This is a genomic window from Pseudomonas lundensis (assembly GCF_001042985.1).
GTDB lineage: Bacteria > Pseudomonadota > Gammaproteobacteria > Pseudomonadales > Pseudomonadaceae > Aquipseudomonas > Aquipseudomonas lundensis.
The window spans coordinates 75574-98539 of record NZ_JYKY01000003.1 but is presented as its reverse complement, the minus strand read 5'-3'; the positions used below and the strand labels follow the sequence as shown (position 1 = coordinate 98539).

General features: G+C 58.9%; 21 protein-coding genes and 1 pseudogene. 12 read left to right on the top strand and 10 right to left on the bottom strand.

Annotated elements, in window-relative coordinates:
• Nucleotides 1-15: 15 nt before the first annotated feature.
• On the bottom strand, nt 16-660 hold the full coding sequence (gene yihA / locus TU74_RS03440) for a ribosome biogenesis GTP-binding protein YihA/YsxC (RefSeq protein WP_047296316.1): 645 nt from the start codon (nt 658-660) through the stop codon (nt 16-18).
• A gap of 215 nt (nt 661-875) precedes the next feature.
• On the opposite strand from yihA, the pseudogene TU74_RS24415 reads away from it, so the two are divergent.
• The 7 genes and pseudogenes from TU74_RS24415 (at nt 876) to TU74_RS03405 (ending at nt 8055) form a co-directional block, all read left to right on the top strand.
• Nucleotides 876-1128, top strand: a pseudogene (locus TU74_RS24415) (c-type cytochrome).
• 46 nt (nt 1129-1174) lie between these two features.
• Entirely contained in the window at nt 1175-1795 is a 621-nt protein-coding gene (locus TU74_RS03430) for a c-type cytochrome (protein WP_047296315.1), read from the top strand.
• Between the two features lie 198 nt (nt 1796-1993).
• Nucleotides 1994-2635, top strand: a complete 642-nt coding sequence (locus TU74_RS03425) for a thiol:disulfide interchange protein DsbA/DsbL (RefSeq protein WP_047296314.1) — start codon at nt 1994-1996, stop codon at nt 2633-2635.
• 14 nt (nt 2636-2649) lie between these two features.
• Nucleotides 2650-3528: an endonuclease/exonuclease/phosphatase family protein gene (locus TU74_RS03420; protein WP_048375127.1), complete on the top strand. Its 879-nt coding sequence runs from the start codon at nt 2650-2652 to the stop codon at nt 3526-3528.
• Nucleotides 3525-5567 (top strand): GGDEF domain-containing protein, encoded by a 2043-nt coding sequence (locus tag TU74_RS03415; protein WP_048375125.1) that lies wholly within the window; start codon nt 3525-3527, stop codon nt 5565-5567. Before TU74_RS03420 ends, TU74_RS03415 begins: the two co-directional genes overlap by 4 nt.
• A gap of 55 nt (nt 5568-5622) precedes the next feature.
• On the top strand, nt 5623-6399 hold the full coding sequence (locus TU74_RS03410) for an N-acetylmuramoyl-L-alanine amidase (RefSeq protein ID WP_047296265.1): 777 nt from the start codon (nt 5623-5625) through the stop codon (nt 6397-6399).
• Nucleotides 6400-6414: 15 nt separating this feature from the next.
• Nucleotides 6415-8055, top strand: coding sequence for an EAL domain-containing protein (locus TU74_RS03405; RefSeq protein ID WP_226942046.1), 1641 nt, complete (start codon nt 6415-6417; stop codon nt 8053-8055).
• 7 nt (nt 8056-8062) lie between these two features.
• Here TU74_RS03405 and TU74_RS03400 read toward each other — a convergent pair whose 3' ends face one another.
• Together TU74_RS03400 and algB are read right to left on the bottom strand one after the other, a co-directional pair.
• The gene (locus TU74_RS03400; protein WP_048375123.1) at nt 8063-9850 is read right to left on the bottom strand and encodes an ATP-binding protein; all 1788 of its coding nucleotides are present in this window, start codon (nt 9848-9850) and stop codon (nt 8063-8065) included.
• A 10-nt stretch (nt 9851-9860) separates the two neighbouring features.
• Nucleotides 9861-11207: a sigma-54-dependent response regulator transcription factor AlgB gene (gene algB, locus TU74_RS03395; protein ID WP_047296261.1), complete on the bottom strand. Its 1347-nt coding sequence runs from the start codon at nt 11205-11207 to the stop codon at nt 9861-9863.
• 436 nt (nt 11208-11643) lie between these two features.
• On the opposite strand from algB, the gene TU74_RS03390 reads away from it, so the two are divergent.
• From TU74_RS03390 to TU74_RS03370, 5 genes are all read left to right on the top strand, one after another.
• Nucleotides 11644-11928, top strand: a complete 285-nt coding sequence (locus tag TU74_RS03390; RefSeq protein ID WP_047296259.1) for a hypothetical protein — start codon at nt 11644-11646, stop codon at nt 11926-11928.
• An 84-nt stretch (nt 11929-12012) separates the two neighbouring features.
• Nucleotides 12013-12177 carry a DUF1328 domain-containing protein gene (locus TU74_RS23295; protein WP_019828122.1) on the top strand — a complete coding sequence of 55 codons (165 nt, stop codon included), beginning with the start codon at nt 12013-12015 and terminating at the stop codon, nt 12175-12177.
• Nucleotides 12178-12179: 2 nt separating this feature from the next.
• Nucleotides 12180-12644 (top strand): inhibitor of vertebrate lysozyme family protein, encoded by a 465-nt coding sequence (locus TU74_RS03380; protein WP_047278632.1) that lies wholly within the window; start codon nt 12180-12182, stop codon nt 12642-12644.
• Nucleotides 12645-13201: 557 nt separating this feature from the next.
• The gene (gltP, locus tag TU74_RS03375) at nt 13202-14521 is read left to right on the top strand and encodes a glutamate/aspartate:proton symporter GltP (RefSeq protein WP_047278630.1); all 1320 of its coding nucleotides are present in this window, start codon (nt 13202-13204) and stop codon (nt 14519-14521) included.
• Between the two features lie 104 nt (nt 14522-14625).
• A complete protein-coding gene (locus TU74_RS03370; RefSeq protein WP_048375121.1) occupies nt 14626-15855 on the top strand; it encodes a nucleoside recognition domain-containing protein in 1230 nt (409 codons plus the stop codon).
• Nucleotides 15856-15921: 66 nt separating this feature from the next.
• Here TU74_RS03370 and TU74_RS03365 read toward each other — a convergent pair whose 3' ends face one another.
• The 7 genes from TU74_RS03365 to TU74_RS03335 all read right to left on the bottom strand — a co-directional run bounded on the left by TU74_RS03365 (nt 15922) and on the right by TU74_RS03335 (nt 22861).
• Nucleotides 15922-16560 (bottom strand): ABC-type transport auxiliary lipoprotein family protein, encoded by a 639-nt coding sequence (locus tag TU74_RS03365; RefSeq protein ID WP_047279533.1) that lies wholly within the window; start codon nt 16558-16560, stop codon nt 15922-15924.
• The gene (locus TU74_RS03360; RefSeq protein WP_047296253.1) at nt 16557-17495 is read right to left on the bottom strand and encodes an MlaD family protein; all 939 of its coding nucleotides are present in this window, start codon (nt 17493-17495) and stop codon (nt 16557-16559) included. The genes TU74_RS03365 and TU74_RS03360 overlap by 4 nt, the downstream gene beginning before the upstream one ends.
• A gap of 1 nt (nt 17496) precedes the next feature.
• Complete coding sequence (locus tag TU74_RS03355; RefSeq protein ID WP_088500181.1) at nt 17497-18288, bottom strand: ABC transporter ATP-binding protein; 792 nt, start codon at nt 18286-18288, stop codon at nt 17497-17499.
• Between the two features lie 8 nt (nt 18289-18296).
• Nucleotides 18297-19451, bottom strand: a complete 1155-nt coding sequence (locus TU74_RS03350; RefSeq protein WP_186350557.1) for an ABC transporter permease — start codon at nt 19449-19451, stop codon at nt 18297-18299.
• 45 nt (nt 19452-19496) lie between these two features.
• Nucleotides 19497-20540 carry a DUF5924 family protein gene (locus TU74_RS03345; protein ID WP_048375118.1) on the bottom strand — a complete coding sequence of 348 codons (1044 nt, stop codon included), beginning with the start codon at nt 20538-20540 and terminating at the stop codon, nt 19497-19499.
• Between the two features lie 126 nt (nt 20541-20666).
• Nucleotides 20667-21332 (bottom strand): fumarylacetoacetate hydrolase family protein, encoded by a 666-nt coding sequence (locus TU74_RS03340; protein WP_048375116.1) that lies wholly within the window; start codon nt 21330-21332, stop codon nt 20667-20669.
• Nucleotides 21333-21466: 134 nt separating this feature from the next.
• Nucleotides 21467-22861 (bottom strand): FAD-binding oxidoreductase, encoded by a 1395-nt coding sequence (locus TU74_RS03335; protein ID WP_048375114.1) that lies wholly within the window; start codon nt 22859-22861, stop codon nt 21467-21469.
• Nucleotides 22862-22966 lie beyond the last annotated feature (105 nt).

Genomic DNA, 22966 nt, shown 5'->3' with positions numbered 1-22966 from the left:
TTTGCCTGCGATTTGTTACTCGCCCGCGTCTTCTTCGCCTTTATTTGGCAGTTCCATCCAGTTTGCGAGCACGGTGTACGCCTCTTCCAGGCCCATGCGCTTGGGGGCCGAGAACATTTGGATGGTCACCGCGTCGCCCCAGCCTTTACGGATTTGCGACTGCACTTTCAACAACTCGCCCTTGGCGGCGCCGAAGGTCAGTTTGTCGGCTTTGGTCAGCAAGATGTGCATCGGCATGCCGCTTTGCACCGCCCAGTCGAGCATCAACTTGTCGAAGTCAGTCATGGGATGACGTATATCCATCATCAAAATCAGTCCTTTGAGGCTCTCACGACTGCCCAGGTAGGCTTCCAGGTGGCGCTGCCAGTGGAGTTTCAACGGGATGGGCACTTTGGCGTAGCCGTAACCCGGCAAGTCGACCAGGCGCCGTTCTTCGTCGAGCTGGAAGAAGTTCAGCAGTTGGGTGCGGCCCGGGGTTTTGGAGGTGCGCGCCAGGCTGGCGTGTGTCAGGGTGTTCAGGGCGCTGGATTTACCGGCGTTGGAACGGCCGGCAAAAGCGACTTCAAAGCCTTGATCGTCAGGGCATTGATCGACTTTGGCGGCGCTGAGCATGAATTTAGCCTGTTGGCACAGACCGAGAATGGGGTTCTTGAGTTGCATGGGATTTCCGATGTGAGCGGCGTCAGGAATGGACGCGGCGAGCAGTGTCGTTTCCGTTTCAGTGACGCCAGTATATAATGCCGCAGATTTTGTGTGCGCTTTGTCCCAGCGTAGGATGAAGTACACGGGAGCGATTGACCTAGGTTGCGCATTAGAACGCAGCAAGCTCCCAACCCTGAAAGGTCGTTTTATGACTGCTGGCTGTCGGTGTCTTGATGCCGCGAATAGCGCTCAGGCTACACAGGATCCGGAAGCCGTGTACAACCGCGTTTGTATGACCTGACGTTCTGGCCCGCGCCAACCGACCCGAAACCGGTCGTCGGAAAGCCTGAGACTAGAGGCAAACAGGGTATGAAAACGCTGGTGCAGCACGTGACCCAGGGTTTCAAGGCGATGCCGCCGCGTGGTTTGTGCATGGACTGCAGTGTCGAGGTTTACCGTAATGATCATCGTGTGATGAATGAGTGAGCCCGGCCCATAACTCTTTAACCCTTAGCCGTAGTTGGATTAGCTGATGAACAAATTACTCGTGAGTCTGCTGTTGACCTTGGGCGTCACCGGTGTTGCCCAGGCCGCAGGCACTGCTCTTGTGGGCGATGCTGCTGCCGGTCAGGCAAAAACCGCTGTATGTGGCGCTTGTCACGGTCCCGACGGCAATAGCATGGCGCCAAACTTCCCGAAGCTGGCTGGGCAAGGTGACAAATACCTGCTCAAACAGCTGCACGAAATCAAGGACGGCAAGCGTGAGGTGCTGGAAATGACCGGCATGCTGACCAACCTGAGTGACCAGGACCTTGCAGACATTGCCGCTTATTTCTCCAGCCAGAAGGGCTCTGTCGGCGCGGCTGACGCAAAACTGGTCGAGCGTGGCCAAGCATTGTTCCGTGGTGGGGATGTTGAGAAAGGCCTGCCAGCCTGCACCGGTTGCCACTCGCCAGACGGTCAGGGCAACGCACCCGCCGGGTTCCCGCACCTGGGTGGCCAACATGCCGGCTACATCGAGAAACAACTGACAGCTTTCCGTGAAGGCGACCGTACAAACGACGGCGACACCATGGTCATGCGCAGTATCGCGGCCAAGCTGAGTAACAAGGACATCAAAGCCCTGGCCAGCTACATTCAAGGTCTGCACTAAGGTTTCTGCGGTCGATGAGCCAAGGCGAGAGTCGTTGGCCATGTTAACGATCGTTTAATCCTTGAGTGTGAGTTTAAAAGGGCAGCGTTGGCTGCCCTTTTTTATGGCATCTGCCGTTACACTACCGAACTCAAGACTGCGCGGGCCTGTCTGAATACAGGTCACGTGACAGCGACCTTATTTGTCCAGGAGTAAAGCATGCGTAATCTGATCCTCAGCGCCGCTCTCGTCAGTGCCAGCCTGTTTGGCATGTCGGCCCACGCTGCCGATGTACCGCTCGAAGCGGGTAAAACATACGTTCAGTTGTCTAGTCCTGTTGCGGTCGCTGAGCCTGGCAAGATCGAGGTTGTTGAGTTGTTCTGGTACGGCTGCCCGCATTGCTATTCGTTCGAGCCAGTGATTAACCCATGGGTCGAGAAGCTGCCTGCGGATGTGAATTTTGTGCGTATTCCTGCCATGTTCGGCGGCCCATGGGATGCTCACGGGCAAATGTTCCTGACCCTTGAAGCCATGGGTGTTGAGCATAAAGTGCACAATGCGGTGTTCAACGCCATCCAAAAAGAAGGCAAGCGCCTGGACAAGCCTGATGAAATGGCTGAATTCCTGGCCACTCAAGGCGTAGACAAAGACAAGTTCCTGTCGACCTTCAATTCGTTCGCCATCAAGGGCCAAATCACTAAAGCCAAAGAACTTGCCAAAAAATATGAAATCTCCGGTGTGCCTACCATGATCGTCAACGGCAAGTACCGTTTTGACCTGGGTACTTCAGGTGGCCCTGAGCAAACCTTGAACGTGGCCGATCAGTTGATCGCCAAAGAGCGTGCAGAGGCTGCGAAGTAAGGGGCGCCTTTCCTGTGCGGCGCTGGAAGAATGATCGCATCGTTGGCCTGCATGAGCCGCAGGTCAATGACGACCCTCTGGTAACCCGTGGGTTATCGGATGATCGTCGTTTGCGGCTGCTCAGTTTCAATATTCAGGTCGGCAACAGCACCCAGGGTTATCGTCATTACCTGACCCGCAGTTGGCAGCACGTGTTGCCGCACAAGGGGCGCACTGGCAACCTGGATCGAATCGGCGACCTGCTGAGCGACTTCGATCTGGTTGCGCTGCAAGAGGCGGACGGCGGCAGCCACCGTTCCGGCTACATCAATCAGGTCAAGTACCTGGCCCAGCAGGGCGAATTCCCTTACTGGTATCAACAACTCAATCGCAATCTCGGGCGCCTGGCCCAGCACAGCAACGGGGTGCTCAGCCGTTTGCGCCCTACCGCGATTGAAGATCACCCGCTGCCCGGCCCTGCGGGTCGTGGCGCGATTCTGGTGCGGTTTGGTGAAGGAGCGGACGCTCTGGTCGTCGTCATGATGCACCTGGCGTTGGGCACCAAGACCCGAACCTTGCAACTGGCGTATGTACGCGAGCTGATTGGCGGCTATCAGCACCAAGTGTTGATGGGGGACATGAACACCCATGCCAGTGATCTGTTACATACTTCGCCACTGCGCGATCTAGGCTTACTGGCCCCGCAAATGGAAGCCACCTTCCCCAGTTGGCGTCCGCAGCGTTGCCTTGATCATATTTTGCTCAGTCCAACCCTGACCCTGGAGCGGGTTCAGGTACTGGATCAACCCATTTCAGACCATTTACCGGTCGCGGTTGAAATACGTTTGCCCGGTTCGGTGGGTGTCGACTCACTGCCCGTGTTGAGTCCCCCCGCCAGTGAGCCCCCTGCATGACCGCCGACGACGCCAAGCGCTGGAAAGAGAAGTACCTTAAAAGCATCGAGCACCAAGAAAAACTCGAACGTCGCTGGAACGCACGGCTCGACTTACTGCGCCGTGGGCTGGTGCGCAGCACGCTGGCCGCCGAAGGTTCTGACCGTACGGTCGATCAGTGCATGAAAGAGATGCGCGAGGCGGTGCGCACGGACGAGATGGACGCGGCGCTGGCAGCCCTTATGCCACGCCTTGAAAAGGCCGTGCTCGACTCCGAGCAGCGCCGTGAAACCCGTGTCGAACAGATCAGTACTGCGCTCAATACGCTGGTCAATCAGTTGCAGGCGCTGCCCCTGCCCAGGGACGTCCGAAAGCCCCTGAAGACCTTTGCCAAGCAGCTCGACAGCCGCGTGACACAGGCGCGTGAGATTCCGCTGCTTTTGGGCGAACTAAGTGCCTTGCAGGGGCAGGCGCTTGCGCCTCAACTCAACGATGCAGAGCCGCAGAAGCCGGGCTTGCTGCAACGTTTGTTTGGCAGCGCAGACGCGCAAAAGGCTGCGCCGGAGTTCGAAACCTCGAGCCCGCAGCCCATCAACGCAGACCCGGTGGCCGTCAGTGCTGAACCGTTTGCAGTGCAGCCCGCGCCGGCTGTCGAGCCTGCGCCTGTGCCGCAACCCGATGTGGAAGTTGCGGAGGTACTGCAACAGGCGCCCGAGGCGCTTCAACCCTCGCCCATTGAAGTCGAAATCCTGTCGCTGCCACCCCTTGAGCCTGTTGCGCAGGCCGCAGCGGTGGAGGTGCCTGACGCTATCGAAACCGATGCAGATGAGGGCTCGAGTGGCGCGCTGGAGTCGGTGCTCGCCCAGGCCGAAGCTGAGCGGGTCGAGGCCGGGGTGTCGCCCGTTTCTGAATCGCTGGCCCCCGACCCCGACCCCGACCCTGAGCCTGATGCGCTTGAACCGCTCAGTGCCGAAGAAGACCCGGTTTACGCACTGCCCGACACGCCCGAGCCGTCCTATAGCTCGGTCGCTTCGCACATTGAATCGACCCTGCTGGGCTTGTTGAGCGATCTTTCGTTGCCGGAGCATCATCGCCCGCAAGCCGAGGCGATGCGCAGCCGTCTCGAAAAAGGTCTGAACTGGTACGAATTACTGCCGATCCTCGACGATCTTGCCGTGTTGATGTTGGCCATCACGGACAGCGGTCAACATGAGTTCGAGGCCTACCTCAAGCAGCTCAACGAGCGCTTGGAGTCCTTTCAAGGCAATCTCCAGGCGGCGAGTGCGGGCCATGCTGAAGGCCGTACCGCAGCCGATGACATGCACACCCAACTGCGCGAACACGTCGACGATCTGCAGAGCAGCGTGCAAGACGCCGCGGACCTCAACAGCCTTAAACACATCCTCGAAAGCCGCTTGGAGGCGTTGCTGGGCACCATGGACCAGCATCAGCAACAGCGCGATGCCCGCGAACAGGAAGTTGCCACGCACCTGCAAGGCCTGGCCGAGCGGGTGGCGCATATGGAGCAGGAAGCCCAAGGCTACCGCGAGCACCTTGAAGAGCAGCGGCAAAAGGCCCTGATTGATCCGTTAACCGGCTTGCCCAACCGGGCGGCGTGGGGCGAGCGATTGGCCCACGAGGTCGAACAATGGCAACAACACGGCAACATGCTGCTGGTGGCCATGCTCGATCTGGATCATTTCAAACGCATCAACGATGGCTATGGTCATCTGGCGGGCGACAAAGTCTTGAAGATCATCGCCACTCAGTTGCGCAAGCGCCTGCGCCCTAACGACTTTATTGCGCGTTTTGGGGGGGAAGAGTTCGTCATGCTGATGCCCGCGACGAGCATGGCGGTGGGTATGCAACTGGCCAACACGCTGCGGGCTGCCATCGAGGCGTGCCCGTTTCACTTTAAGGGCGAGCCTGTGACCGTCACGGTTTCGATCGGCCTGGCCGCGTTCAAGCCCGGCGAGCGCAGCGATCAGGTCCTCAAGCGCGCGGATCAAGCGCTGTACCGCGCCAAAGCGGCAGGCCGCAACACCATTGAACAGGGTTAAACGCCAGCCTTACGTTATGCTGTTGCCTGTCTGCCCTTACGCTAAAACCTAAACCATGAAAGTAATCACCCTGATTTTGTCTGCCCTGCTGCTGGCCGGTTGTGCCAGCGGGCCGCGCATGGACACCAGCCATCCTTCGGTCAACTACGACAGCCGTGTGCAATTCATCGTGCTGCATTACACATCGACCTCGCTGGAGCGCTCGCTTGAGTTGCTCACCCACGGTCCTGTGAGCAGCCACTACCTGATTGGCGATACCCCGCCGACCCTCTACAAACTGGTGGATGAAAACCAGCGCGCCTGGCACGCCGGCGAAAGCCAATGGAAAGGCCGCACCTGGCTCAATTCCAGCTCCATCGGCATCGAAATCGTCAACAAGGGCTTTCGCGACACGCCTCAAGGTCGGGTCTGGTACCCGTATACCGAAGGTCAGATCCAGACCCTGATCGCCCTGCTCAAGGACATTTCCACGCGCTACAAAATCGACCCGCAGAACATCATCGGTCACAGCGATATTGCGCCGACGCGCAAGCTCGACCCCGGCCCGCTGTTCCCCTGGAAACGTCTGGCAGACGCAGGTTTCGGCGTCTGGCCCAATGCCCAGGCGGTTGCCCGCGCTCAGGCTGTGTATGACCGACAGCTGCCGAGCATCACTTGGTTTCAGCAACAATTGGCCCTGTTCGGCTATGAAACACCGCAAACAGGTGAACTGGACGTCGCGACGCGACACGTTTTGGCCGCGTTCCAGATGCGTTTCCGCCCTTCTCGCTTTGACGGCCTCCCGGACGCGGAAACGGCAGCTATGTTGAATGTGCTGAACACCACTCAATAGGATCAGGAGCAGGGATTGGCCTCAGGACGTTTGACGCTGCGGACTTTTACCAACAGCCTGCGCAATGCTCTTTATCGTCCATGGTCGCTGGCCATACTGGCGACCTTGCTCAGTGCCAGCCTGTTGCTGGCGCTGAGCGTACCGATTGCCATGCATCAGGTTCAGATGCGCGAGCGCGAGCAAATGAGCGTGCATGGCGAACGGTTGCTTGAGCGTCTTGAGCAACTGTTCAACCAACTGCGCAAAGGGTTGGATGATTTGAACAATCAGCCGCTGCGCGATTGCGGCCCCTCGATGATTGACCAGTTGCAGCAGGTCAGTTTTCAGTACCGCTTCATTTATGAAGCCATTTTCTATGATGGTTCCCAGATCTGCTCCAACTGGCCTGCGCGTCTGAGTCTGACCCCTTCACCCGGCCGCGAGCCCGACATAAAAGGCCCGGTCTATCGTTACTGGCTGACCAGCCCCAATGAACCGGACGACAATCTCGCCGGGTTGATGCTGGGTCGCGGTGATTTTGAAGTCACCACCTCGCGCGGGCATTTGAGCGACGCGGTGGACTTGCCCCCCGGTGGCAGTCTGTTGGTGGTGGTCGATGAAGGCAAACGGGCGCTTCCTGTGTTGGGGCAGGCTCAGGATTGGCCGCCCAGTGCAGGCTGGCCACCGGACGACGGCGAAGTGGTGGTCACCGATTACCGCATGTTGTACCGCTTGCCCACGGACAGTTCCGACTATCAATTGGTGTTGAGCCTGCCGCGTGCCGAGGCCAAGGCGTATCTGGCAGAGCTGTGGTGGATGCTCCCCGGCAGCCTGCTGATTGCGCTGTGCATGGGGGCGCTGGTGTTGCACTTGGCCCGTCAGCGTCAGTCACTGGGCGGCGAGTTGCAGGGCGCCCTGCGGCGGGGCGAATTCAAGGTGCGTTACCAACCGATTGTCGACCTCAACACCCGCCAGTTTGTAGGGGCTGAAGCGTTGATTCGCTGGCGACATGCAGATGGCACCATGACCAGTCCGGAGTTGTTCATTCCCTTGGCAGAAAGCACAGGGCAGATTCGTCAACTGACCGATTTCGTCTTGGAGCGCACCCTGGAGCAATTGGGGCCGGTGTTGCGCGCCAATCCGCAGCTGTATGTCTCAATTAATCTGTCTGCGTGTGACGTGATGGAGCCGCGCATTGGCAAGGTGGTGGCGCGTCTGTTGGCCATTCACGAGGTGGCGGCCAGCCAGATCGCGTTTGAAGTCACCGAGCGCGGCATGATCGATGTCGAAGTCGCGCGCCTCAAGCTTCAAGCCTTGCGCGACAAGGGGCATTCGATCCTGATTGATGACTTTGGCACCGGCTACAGCAGCCTGGCGTACCTGCAAACCTTGCCCGTGGACTGCCTGAAAATCGACAAGGCATTCATTGATGCGCTGGGCTATGACGCGGCCAGCAGCGGCGTGGCGCCACACATCATCCGCATGGCTCACGCCCTGAACCTCAAGGTGATCGCTGAAGGCATCGAGCATGACTATCAGGTTGAATTGTTGCGCAGCGAGGGCGTGGTCTATGGGCAAGGCTGGCTGTTTGAGAAACCGCTGAATGCGCACCAGTTCCGGGAGCGCATCACCGGTGGCCGACGGCTCGGCCCACGTCGTGCTGACGACGACGTGTAAGCCGCGCCTATAACGGCAGCGCCATATAGAACTGGGTGCCTTGGCCAGGACGCGAGTAGACGCCGATGCGCCCGCCGTGCAACTGCACAATCTCCTTGCACAACGCCAGCCCCAACCCTGCGCCGCCTTTTTTACGGCCTACTTGCACGAAGGGCTCGAAAATACGGCCTTGCTGGCTGTAGGCGATGCCTTCGCCATTGTCTTCGACGCTGATAATCACCCGCTCTCCATGGCGCCGCGCTTGCAGGCGGATTTGCCCGCCAATAGGGGTATGGCGCAAGGCGTTGTCTATCAGGTTGTCCAGCACGCGTTCCAATTGCGCCTGATCGGCATTGAGGCGCGGTAGTGGCGACTGCAGGTCGATCACAAACTCGACATCTTTGGCGTTGGCCCGGTCAGCAAATCGGGCTTGCGCCTGCTCCAGCATTTCCTGAAGGTCGCACGGTGCCAAGGTGAGTTTTTGCATGCCGTTCTGATAGCGGGAGAAGTTCAGCAGATCGTTTATAAGCTGCATCAGCCGCTGCATTTCTTCGTTGACCGTGTTCAGCAAGTCCGCTTCACGTGATTGCGCATCGAAATGCGCACGCTCCAGAAACAAACCGAACGCCATGTGCATGCCGGTCACCGGGGTCCGTAGCTCGTGAGAGGCCCGCAACACAAACTCGCTGCGAACCCGCTCGAACGCCCGCTGCTCGGTCACATCATGCAGCACCATCACCGCGCCCAGGATCGGGCCTTTGGGCTGGCTGACCGGGGTCAGGCTGTACGTCAGCAGGCGTGTCTCACCCTCGATGTCGACGCTCAGGTCTTCCGGCAAGCGTTCCAGGCTGCCGCCGCGTAATACGGTCAACAGCTGTTGATCCAGCTCCGGACGCTGCAAGGCTTCGCCCAGCGGCTGGCCCAGACGGCCTTCGTCCCAGCCTAGCTGACGCTGAGCGACGGGGTTCAGGTGTTCCAGGCGGCCTTGTTGATCGATCATCAACAACCCGTCGTCTATGCTGTCGAGCACTGCCTGTAGCCGTTGTTGCCCGGCCAACAGCTCATCGACGTTGGTTGCCTGATGCTGGCGCAAGGCTTCGGCCATGATGCCGAAACGCCGCGTCAGCAGGTTCATCTCGGTGGCGGAAGACAGCGGCAAAACCACTTCGAAATTGCCTTTACCGATGTTGTCGGCCGCTTTGGCCAGCGCCTCGATGGGTGCGCCAAAGCGTCGGGCGATCCCGTGGGCGGTAATAAAGCCGATGATCAGCACCGCAACGCCCACTAGCCCCAGCACCGTGGCGATTACCATGGCCCGTTCACGCGCCTGCGCCTGTGCGGTGTTGATGGTTTCGAGCGCCTTGCGGTGTTCGTCAATCAGACCGTTGCGCAAGGCATTAAAGCGTGCGGTGAGTTCATTGTCGTTACTGAGATTAATGCCCCGGTGGTGCGTCTGATTAAACGCCTTGAGGAAGCTCACGTAATCGGTTCGCGCTTTGGCAAACCCGCTCGGCAAGTCATGCTTGCGCTCGTGCTCAATGCCCTCGTCGAGCAATTTCAAGTACTTTTGGGACGAGGTTATAAGGGCTTCGGTATCGGGCTCGTTGTGCAGCATCAGGATCAGTTGATCCCCCAGGGTCTGACGCAGCTTGAGGCCCAGATCGAGGGTGATGAAGTTATTGCGGATTAACGCTTCCTGGGTTTTAGCCATTTGCATCACGCCGAACACGCCGAGCACCAACCCCATCAGCGCCACGGTAATCAGCGCTGAAATGCTCAAAAAAAGGCGTGTTCGAAGCTTGATAGCGAGTTTCATCGAAGATTACTCACAGGTTGTACTGCTTACGTTTGCGATACAGCGTTGAGGCGTCAATGCCGAGGGTTTTGGCGGCTTGATCGAGGGTGTCGCTGGTGGCCAGTACCGCGCCGATGTGCGCTTTCTCCAGCTGGTCGAGGCTTAATGCCGCCCCGATACGTGGGGCGTTTGGCGTGGTTTGCTCGGCCATGCCCAAGTGGCTGACGTCAACGACTTCCTGTGGGCAAATGATGCTGGCGCGTTCTACTACGTTGCGCAGTTCGCGGATATTGCCGGGCCATCGATAATTGGCCAGTGCCTGACGGGCTTCTTCGCTGAAACCGCGGGCGGGGCGCGCGTATTCTTTGACGAAACGCGCCAGAAAGCGGTCGGCCAGGGTCAGGATGTCTTCGCTACGCTCGCGCAAGGGTGGCAAGTGCAACGTGATGACGTTCAGGCGATAGAGTAAGTCTTCGCGGAAGCGGCCATCGCGCACCATGTCTTCAAGGTTAAGGTTGGTGGCGGCCAGAATACGCACGTCAGCACGGCGTGTGACCGGGTCACCGACGCGCTCATATTCTTTGTCTTGAATGAAGCGCAGCAGTTTTGGCTGTAACGCCAGCGGGAAGTCGCCGATTTCATCGAGGAACAATGTCCCGCCGTCCGCCTGATTGACGCGGCCCAAGGTGCTTTCGCTGGCGCCGGTGAACGCGCCTTTGGTGTGGCCGAACAACTCGCTTTCCATCAACTCGGCCGTTAATGAGGGGCAGTTAATGGTGACGCAGGACTTCTTCGCCCGTTTGCTCCAGCCATGGATGGCACGCGCCAGTTCCCCTTTACCGGTGCCCGACTCGCCCAGAATCAGGATGTTGGCGTCGGTGCTGGCCACCTGGCGCGCGGTCTCCAAGACTACCATCATCGCCGGGCTGTGGGAGTCCAGGCCATCTTTAGGCTTGCGCACTTCCCCTTCCAGCGCCTCAAGGCGCGCCGACAACTGACGCACTTCCAACTGTTTGGCCGTGGCCAGTCGCAGTTGATCCGGGCTGCACGGCTTGACCAGATAATCTGCCGCGCCTGCCTGAATGGCGTCGACCGCGGTGTCTACAGCGGAATGCGCGGTGACGATCACCACGCGCATCCAGGGGGCTTGAACGCGCATTTGGGCCAGCACATCCAGGCCGTTATCTTCGCCCAGGCGCAAGTCCAGAAAGCACAAATCGAACACTTGGCGTTGCAGCAGGGCTTCGGCCTGGGCGGCACTGTTGGCCGTGGCCACGGTGTACCCCTCGTCTTCGAGGCAGTAGCGGAATGTACGCAGGATGGCGGACTCATCGTCGACCAGCAGAATGCGGCCTTGGTGCTCTTTGGCTGACTCCATTTCCTACGTTCCTTAGTGAGTGATGTTGGTTAGTGTCGGAATCATCGGGCAAGTTGCATGATTTTTCACGAATGATTCAGAGGCTAGCAGGGTAGCCACTTGCCTGCATGCTGTAACCCACTGATTTAACGTGATTTTCAGCTCCGGCGCCGGTCATCCCTTCTCACTAAAACAATTGCATTGTGCCATCCCTTCCCGGCCTGAGTGGAACTCGGCCTCAGTCCGTCGTGCAGAACGCCCGACCCAGCCTCCGTGCATCGTGCAGGATGCTCGCTAGCGCATTTTGTTATTGTTTATAAGTCATTGATTTATAAGGGTTTTATGGTTGTTAAAAAGTTGGCATGCCGCCTGCAATAACTCCTGTAACGCAGTCTTGCAGCGGTTAACGCTGGCGGACTCAACCCAACAATGACCACCGAGTGGCAGGAGTCTGAGCATGAATCGTCTAGGTCTATCCCGCATTCGCGTTTCTTCGCTTCAGCTTCAGCAAGGCCTGTTCGCCAGCTTGGCGCTTCTGGTCACGTTGATCGGTGGTCAGCAGCTCGTTCGTTTTGAGCAGGTTTCACCACCTGCACAAACAGTTTTGCACCAACCCGCTCAGCAGACGCACTTCAGTGCGATCGGCTCGAGCGCCGAGGTGATCGCCGGCTACGCCCTGACGGCAGCCGATGAGACGCAAATCGCAAATACTGAAGTGCCGCCGGAACGTTGGGTGTTTTAAATGTTCACAACCTTGAGACCCTTGCGGGCTTGAGGGGCTGCATTGATACAGACACGCTTTCCCACAGTAATAAGGAGAATCACCATGTTGAGTTGGGCAATTACCTTTCTGATTATCGCCATCATCGCAGCCGTTCTGGGCTTTGGTGGTATCGCTGGCACCGCCACGGGTATCGCCAAGATTCTCTTTGTCGTGTTCCTGGTGATGTTTGTCGTGTCCTTCATCTTTGGTCGCCGCGGTCGAGGGTAACCATGTTTAGCCGATCCTTTAAGGCAATGGCCGCTGCCCTGCTCATGGGCAGCAGCGCCATGGTCATGGCCGCCAACGATGGCCAGACCCGTGCCAACGAACTGTTAAATGACCCTGCTTACCGCGATGCATGGCAAAAGGTCGTTAAAAAGGAAGAGCGACTGCCGGAATGGGTGATGAACCTGTCGGGCAGTGCCGAGCAGATGAATGCGGTGACTGAAGACGGCGATGCTTACTTGGTCGGCCCGCTTTGCGAAACCGCGCAAACCTGCTTAAACAAGCGTCTTATTGTGGCGGTCAGCCTCGACAAGAAAGACGCTTACGCCATGTTGGTTGAAGTCCCGGCGGGTTTGCCGGCAGACAAGTCGCCGACGCGTCATGCCGATTATCGATTCTTGGGTCAGCCTGATGTCGGTATGCAAGCACTGCTTAAAGAACAATTGAAGAAAGACCCTAACTGGTACTAACCCGTTGGGCAGTTTCTTCAGCTGTTGATCAGTGAAAAAACCAAGGTCATACCTTGGTTTTTTTTCGTCTGAAAAATCTCTTTCTTATGCGTAAAACCTTCTCACGGCTCATTTTTTTCAAAACACATGTGGCTTGAGGCGCCTTTGCGAACGTCGACCTTTTATCGACTAATAGCAAAATGATCACTTCTCTATAACCGATTTATGTTGTCGGATATTTCTGAGGTCAGAACGTATTTTTGCTCGCCTCGCGGTGACAAAAAGACCTTGAAACAGCCGGTATGCGGCGGTTATGTCGTCTATTCTCTGTCTTTACGGCTCCATGCGTTTAAGGTCTTGTCGGACAATATCCATGCCGATTCGGCATAGGGTAGGCGTTTACGGCATTAGACGGCTTCCCCTTGCATGGGAATAGTTGCGCCTTTTTTCGCCTGCCGAAGAGCCTGATCGGCTCGATTTGGGCGACCTTCTACGGGGGGAGAGGTTTTGGATTTATGCGCCTCGCGGCGCTCTAGTCTGAGCCTCTTCCCGAGTCCACTTGAAGTAAGGGTAATGACATGAAGAAGGCAAAACTGAGCCTCGCCTGGCAGATCCTCATCGGTCTGGTCCTGGGTATTGCAATCGGCGCGCTGCTTAACCATTTCAGTGCTGAAAAGGCCTGGTGGATCAGCAACGTCTTGCAACCCGCTGGCGATATCTTTATCCGTCTGATCAAGATGATCGTAATCCCAATCGTGATTTCTTCACTGGTTGTCGGGATTGCAGGCGTGGGGGATGCGAAGAAGCTCGGTCGCATCGGGCTTAAAACCATCATTTACTTCGAGGTGGTGACCACCATCGCGATCGTGGTCGGCCTGCTACTGGCCAACCTGTTCCACCCGGGCGCCGGCATCGACATGAGCACCCTGGGCACGGTCGATATCTCCAAATATCAAGCGACGGCCGCAGAAGTTCAGCACGAACATGCGTTCATTGAAACCATCCTCAACCTGATCCCATCGAACATTTTCGCGGCCATGGCTCGCGGTGAAATGCTGCCGATCATCTTCTTCTCGGTGCTGTTCGGTCTTGGTTTGTCGAGCCTGAACGCCGAGCTGCGCGACCCGCTGGTGAAAACCTTCCAGGGCGTGTCCGAGTCGATGTTCAAAGTGACTCACATGATCATGAACTACGCGCCAATCGGTGTGTTTGCGCTGATCGCCGTGACCGTCGCCAACTTCGGTTTTGCCTCGCTGCTGCCATTGGCCAAGCTGGTGGTGCTGGTGTACGCCGCCATCCTGTTCTTCGGCTTCGTGGTACTGGGCCTGATTGCCAAGATGTTTGGTTTCTCCGTCATCAAGCTGATGCGCATCTTCAAGGATGAGCTGGTACTGGCTTACTCCACCGCCAGCTCGGAAACCGTGTTGCCGCGTGTGATCGAGAAAATGGAAGCCTACGGTTGCCCGAAAGCGATCTGCAGCTTCGTGGTGCCAACCGGTTACTCGTTCAACCTCGACGGTTCGACCCTGTACCAGAGCATCGCGGCGATCTTCATTGCCCAGCTGTACGGCATTGACCTGTCGATCAGCCAGCAACTGCTGCTGGTCCTGACCCTGATGGTGACCTCCAAAGGCATCGCCGGTGTGCCGGGCGTGTCCTTCGTGGTGCTACTGGCGACACTGGGCAGCGTCGGTATCCCGCTCGAAGGTCTGGCCTTCATCGCCGGTGTTGACCGCATCATGGACATGGCCCGTACGGCCCTGAACGTGATCGGTAACGCCCTGGCGGTACTGGTGATCTCGCGTTGGGAAGGCATGTACGACGATGCCAAGGGCCAGCGCTACTGGAACTCGCTGCCGCACTGGCGCAGCAAGCAAGCCCTGCCAAAAGGCGAATAATCGCCCCGCGCATGCTTGAACCGCCAAACCCCGGACTTGTCCGGGGTTTGTTGTTTTCGGGGGTTGGCCGCTATCATTCGCCGCATCTTTGAGGAGTGCTTTTGATGCTTAACGGCCTATGGCTCAGCTTTTTCGTCGTCGCGACCGTGTCCGCACTCGCCCAATGGCTGGTGGGTGGCAATGCCGGGATCTTCGCCGCGATAGTCGAAAGCATTTTCGCCATGGCCAAGCTCTCGGTTGAGGTGATGATTCTGCTGTTCGGCACCCTGACCCTGTGGCTGGGGTTTCTGCGCATCGCCGAGAAGGCCGGGATCGTGGACTGGCTGGGCAGGGCGCTGGGGCCGTTGTTCAAGCGCCTGATGCCCGAAGTGCCGCCCGGCCACCCGGCGCTGGGGTTTATTACCCTGAACTTCGCCGCCAACGGACTGGGCCTGGACAACGCTGCCACGCCGATCGGTTTGAAAGCGATGCGCGCCCTGCAAGAGCTCAACCCCAATCCGACCAGTGCCAGCAATGCGCAAATCCTGTTTCTGGTGCTCAATGCCTCGTCCTTGACGCTTCTGCCCGTCACCATCTTCATGTACCGCGCCCAGCAGGGCGCTGCTGACCCGACGCTGGTGTTTCTGCCTATCTTGCTGGCAACCAGCGCTTCAACCCTCGTAGGGCTGCTCTCAGTGGCCTTCATGCAGCGTTTGCGCCTATGGGACCCGGTCGTGTTGGCGTACTTGCTACCGGGCGTGCTGATTCTGGGCGGGTTCATGGCCTTGCTGGCAGGCTTGTCTGCCACGGCGCTGGCCAGTGTGTCGTCCCTCCTTGGCAACCTGACCCTCTTCGGGCTGATCATGATCTTTTTGATTATCGGCGCGCTGCGTAAGGTCAAGGTGTATGAGGCGTTTGTCGAAGGCGCCAAAGAAGGCTTCGACGTGGCCAAGAACCTGCTTCCCTACTTGGTGGCCATGCTCTGTGCCGTCGGCGTGCTGCGGGCTTCGGGGGCGTTGGACTTCGGCCTGGACGGCATTCGCCATGCGGTGCAATGGCTGGGTTGGGACACGCGTTTTGTCGACGCCCTGCCCACCGCGATGGTCAAGCCCTTCTCGGGCAGTGCGGCGCGGGCGTTGTTGATCGAAACCATGCAGAGCCAGGGGGTCGACAGCTTCCCGGCGCTGGTGGCGGCGACGGTGCAGGGCAGTACCGAAACGACGTTCTATGTACTGGCGGTGTACTTCGGTGCGGTCGGTATCCAGCGCGCCCGCCACGCCGTGGGTTGCGCGTTGCTGGCGGAGTTCTCGGGCGTAGTGGCGGCCATTGGTGTGTGTTACTGGTTCTTCGGTTAAGGCCAACGGGCTGTCGTCGCCGCGTCCCCCGGTAATGTCCAGCCAGGGGCGCGGCTGCGTTGTCGACTAAGGGGCGATGACGCGTTGCGCCTGGCCCTGTTGCATCACCCACTGCACCACTTGAGGCATCAGCGCATCGGTCGCTTGGCCAAACCCTGCCACCACGCCCGGCACCATCGGATTACTCAGGGGCTGGCGCGTTTCAAAGCGGCGAGACGCGATCACCCGTTGGTCGCTGGTGCGCACCAGACGCGCGTTGTACTGAACCAGCACTTCAGGGTTTTTGCCGTTGTAATGGGTCTGAAAGGCCAATAACTCGCCGCCCAATTCGTAGTCCGCCTGCAGGTTGCTGTCGTCCGTGCTCAACCCCTGAATCCGCCCGTCCTGCAAGAACGCGTCCAGCAAGCGATTACGCAACAGAACCGGCGCCGGGTCGCTCCAACGTGCGCCTTTGTAGTTGCTGATCAGGTTGCCTTGCGGCACGACGGCGATGTTCTGGCTGTTCAGTGCATTGCTGGCCATCGGCTTGTCGAGTCGCAGCGACCATGTCACCGGCGCGCTGCGGCTGGCAGCTATCGGCGTTTGCGCATAGGGCAACCAGTACACGTCCACTTGCTCGGGCTTGGGCAAGATCGAGCAAGCGCTGAGCAGGCTCAGGCTTGCGGCCAATACGATTGAACCTGCCAGGCGATACGTGCGACTCATGGCGTGAATTCCTTGTTCTGTTCGCGGCCCAGCAAGTAACCGCTTGGATTGGCCTCAAGCCGCCGCGAAATGCTGCGCAGCGTGCTCAGGGTTTCGCGCAGCTCATTGACGGCCGGGCCCAGTTGATTGAGGCCTTGCATGCCGTTGTTCAGCGACTCTTCGTTATTGCTGAGCAAGGTGTTGATGGTGGCCGCGCTTTGCTCCAGCGACTGCATCGCCTGCTCGGCGCTGCCGAACATCTGCTTGCCCTGGGTGTTGAGCAGGCCATTGGCATTGCGCATCAGCGCCGTGGTTTGCTCCAGCGTGATACTCGCCTGTTTGCCGACCTGCGCCAGTTGCTTAAGCGTCTGGGAGATATCCCCGCGCTGGCCGGCAATGGCGTTGGTGGTTTGCTCAAGGTTGTTCAGGGTTTTACCCACGCGGTCGACGTTTTCATGGGAGAACAGTCGATTGGCGTTGTGCAGCAGCATGTTGACGTTGGCCATCACGTCCGAGCCGTCGGTCAGCAGGCGCGCGATAGGCGAGGGCGAGGCCACGATTTCCGGCAGTTTGCCGTCTTTGCCTTTGAGTGGCGGGCTGTTCGGGTCGCCGCCGCTGAGCTGGATGATGGACGTGCCCGTCACACCGGTCAGCGCCAGTTTGGCCTTGGTGTCGACTTTGACTGGGGTATTGGCCGCGAGGCGGATGCGCGCCAGCACCCGGCGCGGGTCCTTGTCGTCGAGCCGCAACTCAATCACATCACCGACCTTGATCCCGTTGTATTGCACCGAGCTGCCCTTGGACAAACCGCTGACAGCCTCGTTGAACACCACTTCGTAGTCCTTGAAGGTGCTGTCCATGCTGGCCTTGGCCAACCACAGCCCAAACAGCATGGCACCGACGATGACCAGTACGGTGAACAAGCCAATCAATACATGATGGGCGCGGGTTTCCATGTCATTGCTCCTTACGCTGGGTTGCCGCTTCGTACGCGGCGCGGCCACGAGGGCCATGGAAATACTCATGAATCCACGGGTCGTCGTAGTCTTCGACCTGCTTGATCGGTTCGGCCACCAACACGCGTTTCTGTGACAGCACCGCCACCCGGTCGGTGATGGTGTAAAGCGTGTCGAGGTCGTGGGTGACCAGGAACACGCTCAAACCCAGTGCATCGCGCAGGGTCAGAATCAATTGGTCGAACGCCGCCGCCCCAATCGGGTCGAGCCCGGCAGTCGGCTCATCGAGAAACAGGATGTCCGGGTCCAGCGCCAGGGCACGGGCCAGCGCGGCCCGCTTGACCATGCCGCCGGACAGCGACGACGGGTACTTATCGGCCGACGACAGCGGCAGCCCGGCCAGGGCCAATTTCACCAGCGCCAGATGCTCGGCGTCCGGGCGGCTCAGGCCTGCGTGTTCGATCAGTGGCAAGGCAATGTTTTCGGTCACCGTCAGCGATGAAAACAGCGCGCCTTGCTGAAACAGCACGCCAAAGCGTCGTTCGACCCGTGAGCGCTGTTCTTCCGGCAAGCTCATCAAGTCTTCACCGAACACACGGACTTCGCCTTCATTGGGCCGCCGCAGGCCAACAATGCTGCGCAACAGCACGGATTTACCCGTGCCCGAGCCGCCCACCACCCCCAATATCTCGCCCTTGTAGACATCCAGATCGAGGTGCTCGTGCACGGTTTGGCTGCCGAAGCGATTGCACAGGCCGCGCACTTCAATCACCGCCTCGCGGTCGTTTGGCACAGAAGCACTCACCAGCCCATCTCCATGAAAAACAGCGCCGCCACGGCATCAAGCACGATCACGATAAAGATCGATTGCACCACGCTGGACGTCGTGTGTTCGCCCACCGATTCAGCACTGCCCGCCACCTTGAAGCCTTCAAGGCAGCCGACGGCGGCGATCAAGAAGGCGAAAAAGGGCGCTTTGACCATGCCCACCAAAAAGTGCTGCACGCCGATGTCCGAGTGCAGTAGCGAGATGAACATGTCGGGCGAGATGCCCAGGGACACGATGCACACCACGGCGCCGCCCAGAATCCCGGCCATCATTGCCAGGAACGTGAGCAGCGGCAGCGCGATCAGCAGCGCCAGGACACGCGGCAACACCAGCAAATCCATGGGGTCGAGGCCCAGGGTGCGGATGGCGTCGATCTCTTCGTTGGCTTTCATCGAACCGATTTGTGCCGTGAACGCACTCGCGGTGCGGCCGGCGAGCAGGATGGCGGTCAACAACACGCCAAATTCCCGCAAGAAGGAAAACGCCACCAGATCGACGGTGAAAATACCCGCGCCGAAGTTGGCCAGCACTGTCGCGCCAAGGAACGCCACCACCGCGCCCACCATGAAGGTCAGCAACACCACAATCGGGGCCGCGTTCAAACCGATCTGTTCGATATGCGCCACCACCGGGGTGATGCGCCATTGCTTGGGTCGAAACAGGTTACGGGCCAGGGTTTGCAGGATCAGGCCGATGAAACCCAGCAGTTGCAGCGAGTCTTGCCACAGCTTGTCGACGGCGCAGCCAATGCGGCTAAGCACCTGAATGCCGGTGTTCTCCTCGGCGGCCTTGGTCGGCACGCAAAAGTCGCGCATCGAAGAATAGACCGTTTGCAACAAGGCACGGTCGGCGGCGGGGAGTCTGGAGGTGGTGTCGGCCAGTTGGCTGACGCGCTCGGCGCCCAGCAGCTCGACCAGCAGCGAAGCGCCTGCCGTGTCGAGGCGGGTCACGTCATCCAGGTCAACCTGGGTGTTGTCGTCGTACTTGCCGGCCAACTGCGCGTTGAGTTGCTTGAGGCGTGTGTAATTGGCCAGCGTCCAGTCGCCACTGATGTGCAGCCGGGCCGGTTTGCTCGAAGTATCTAATTGGGCGTCGCCAGCCTTAGCAGTAATAATCGTCGGCTCCAAGCTCAGTTTGCGAATACGTAGACCATAGGTAATAGCACAATCCGGTCAGTTTGCCTGACGGGACGCTGAAGGCGATTGATCTGCGTCGGTAACCCGGAAGCGCAGCACGCCAATCATTTGCCCATCTTCCGTCAACACTCGCACTTGCCAGCGGCCTACGGGATTGGGCGGGAAGTTCTGTTTGTGGGTCCAGGCGCGGTAGCCTTCCTGGCGCCCGCCTTTGATATCCAGCGCGATGCGGTCCACTTCCTGACCGTTGAGCTTCCACACGTGATAAATCCGTTCATTCAAGCCCCGTGGCGCATTGATCGCGGTGTAGGCGTACAGACCCCGCGCACGCAGCTCATTGACGTCGATGCGCTTGAGGCTCTCGCCCGGCGTGCGGTCTTGTAATTGCGTGGTCACGGCCACTTCCGTCATCCACAAGGTGGCGGGTGGCACCCATGAACGCAGCAGCCACCCCGTGCCGCCGAGGGCAATGACCAGCAACGGCAGCAACAGCCAGCCGCGCATGGTCTTGAGCGGCAAACTCACGGCCAGGCTGGGGATGGACAGCACCACAGCGGCGCCCAGCGCCAGCATGTAACTTTGCGACGTGGTGAGGTTGAGGATGATCGGCAGTGCGGTCAGCAGCGCCGCGAACAGCGCCAGCGTGTGAACGGCCAAAAACAGCCAGCGCTTGGGCGCCAACCATTTGTAATAGAGCGGGTCGGTGATGGTTACCAGCGCGGTTGCACCGAGCAGCCCGGTGAACACCAGCTGGCCACTGTTCCAGGTGGTGGTGACAAAGAAAAACGGCAAGACGAAAAACAGGCTTTCCTGATGGATCATCTGCGTGGCGTAACGCAGCAGCGGCGGGGGGATTTCGCGTTTGAACACCCGCATAAACAGCTGGGTGAAGGTGTTTTCCAGCATTAGCCAGACCCAGCTCACCAGCAAAATCACCGCGATCCAGCGGGCCATGCCTTGCTGACGATCAACCAGAATGAAACTGCCCACACCCGAGCAGAAGCCGAACAGCGCAATCAGCCCCGGATAGCGCTTCATCAATTCAATGACGCGCTGTATGTAGTGGTTCCAGTTTGGCATGCGGCGGGTTCACATTCTGTATAGGAAAAATCCTCGACAGAATAGCGTTTAAGTACTGCTGGCGTCTGAGAGATTGTGCGCCCCTGAGCAGGGGCGCTGATGGGTAAGGGGGCCTGTGACCCTGACTTAGTTCACGCGGCTTTCGAAGCGGCTGACGCCTGGCAGTTCCAGCACGATCTCATCCCCGACATTCAACGGACCTACCCCCACCGGCGTGCCGGTCATGATGACGTCGCCCGCTTGCAGCGAGAAGCACGAGGCCATGTGCTGAATCATCGGCACTATCGGGTTGAGCATCAGGGCGCTGTTGCCGTCCTGGCGGACTTCGCCGTTGATGGTCAGGCGAATGCCAATGTCAGCCAGATCCTTGAACGTGCTGCTTTGTACGAACGGGGCCAGCACGCAGGCGCCGTCGAATGATTTGGCGATCTCCCAGGGCAGGCCCTTGCTTTTCAGCTCGGCCTGTTTGTCGCGCAGGGTCAGGTCCAGGCCCGGAGCAAAACCGGAGAGGGCGTCCAGCACCTCCTCAGGGCTCGGGTGGTTGGACAGCGGCTTGCCGATCAGCACAGCGATCTCGGCCTCGTAATGCACGGAGCCGCGCTCGGTCGGGATAGTGAAGCCACCTTGCAGCGGCACCACGCAACTGCCGGGCTTGATGAACAACAAAGGCTCAGTCGGGATCGGGTTATCCAGCTCTTTGGCGTGCTCGGCGTAGTTACGCCCGATGCACACCACTTTGCCCATTGGAAAGTGAATCCTTGTACCGTCGACATATTGGTGCTGATAGCTCATTGACCGACTCCGCTGGTGGGTTCGCTGAAAGCGTCGATGCCGATGTTGCCCCTGAAGGCCCCATGCACGCGGCCTTCAGTGATGCAGGTGGTAGAACCACCGTCCGGCAGCGACGACCGCTGTTGTGCCGCTGATTAAATCGCGAAAATCTTGCCCGGGTTCATGATGCCGTTGGGGTCGAAGGCAGCCTTGATGGCCTTCATGTACTCGATTTCGACCGGCGAGCGGCTGTACGTCAGGTAATCACGCTTGGTCATGCCCACGCCGTGCTCGGCCGAGATCGAACCGTTGTACTTCTCGACGGTTTCAAACACCCACTTGTTGACGGTCGCGCACTTGGCGAAGAACTCGTCCTTGCTCAGGTTTTCAGGCTTGAGGATGTTCAAATGCAGGTTGCCGTCGCCAATGTGGCCGAACCAGACAATTTCGAAGTCCGGGTAGTGTTCGCCGACGATCGCGTCAATTTCTTTCAAGAACGCCGGGACTTTTGAAACCGTCACCGAGATATCGTTTTTGTACGGTGTCCAGTGGGAAATGGTCTCGGAGATGTACTCGCGCAGTTTCCACAGGTTTTGCAGCTGGGTTTCGCTCTGGCTCATCACGCCGTCCAGCACCCAGCCTTGTTCCATGCAGTGCTCGAAGGTTTCCAGCGCGGCATTGGCCACTTCTTCGGTGGTCGCTTCGAATTCCAGCAGCGCGTAGAACGGGCACTCGGTGTCAAACGCTGCAGGCACATCGCCACGCGCCATGACCTTGGCCAGAGCCTTGTCAGAGAAGAACTCGAATGCTGTCAGATCCAGTTTGCTCTGGAAGGCATGCAGCACGGGCATGATCGAATCGAAGTCGGCCGTACCCAGCACCATGGCGGTCAGGTTCTTGGGCGCACGGTCCAGGCGCATGGTGGCTTCGACCACAAAGCCCAGCGTGCCTTCGGCTCCGATGAACAGCTGGCGCATGTCATAACCGGTGGCGTTTTTGATCAGGTCTTTGTTCAGTTCGAGTATGTCGCCCTTGCCGGTGACCACTTTCATGCCCGCGACCCAATTGCGGGTCATGCCGTAGCGAATCACCTTGATCCCGCCGGCATTGGTGCCGATATTGCCACCAATCTGGCTGGAACCTGCCGAGGCGAAGTCCACCGGGTAATACAGACCGTTTTCTTCAGCGAGGTTCTGCAAGTGCTCGGTGACCACGCCCGGCTGGCACACCACGGTGCGGTCGGTCAGGTTGATGTCCAGCACCTGGTTCATATAGTCGAAGGACACCACCACTTCGCCATTGGCCGCCACGGCTGCGGCCGACAAACCGGTACGGCCGCCCGACGGCACCAGCGCGACGTGATGGGCGTTGGCCCACAGCACGATGGCCTGCACCTGTTCAGTGGTTTTCGGGAACACGATGGCCAGCGGCGCGGGGGCGAAATGCTTGGTCCAGTCCTTGCCATAAGCATTGAGGGAATCGGCGTCGGTGAGAACCTTGCCAGGCTCTACCAGGGTCTTTAGCTCATCAATCAAGGCAGGATGGGTCATCAACAGAACTCTCGAACAATTCATGGTCATCCTGAGAACGCTTCACGTCGCAGGAATGGGTGTTTAGCGGGGCGCTTATGCTAGCATACGGCCCCCCCGTAGAAT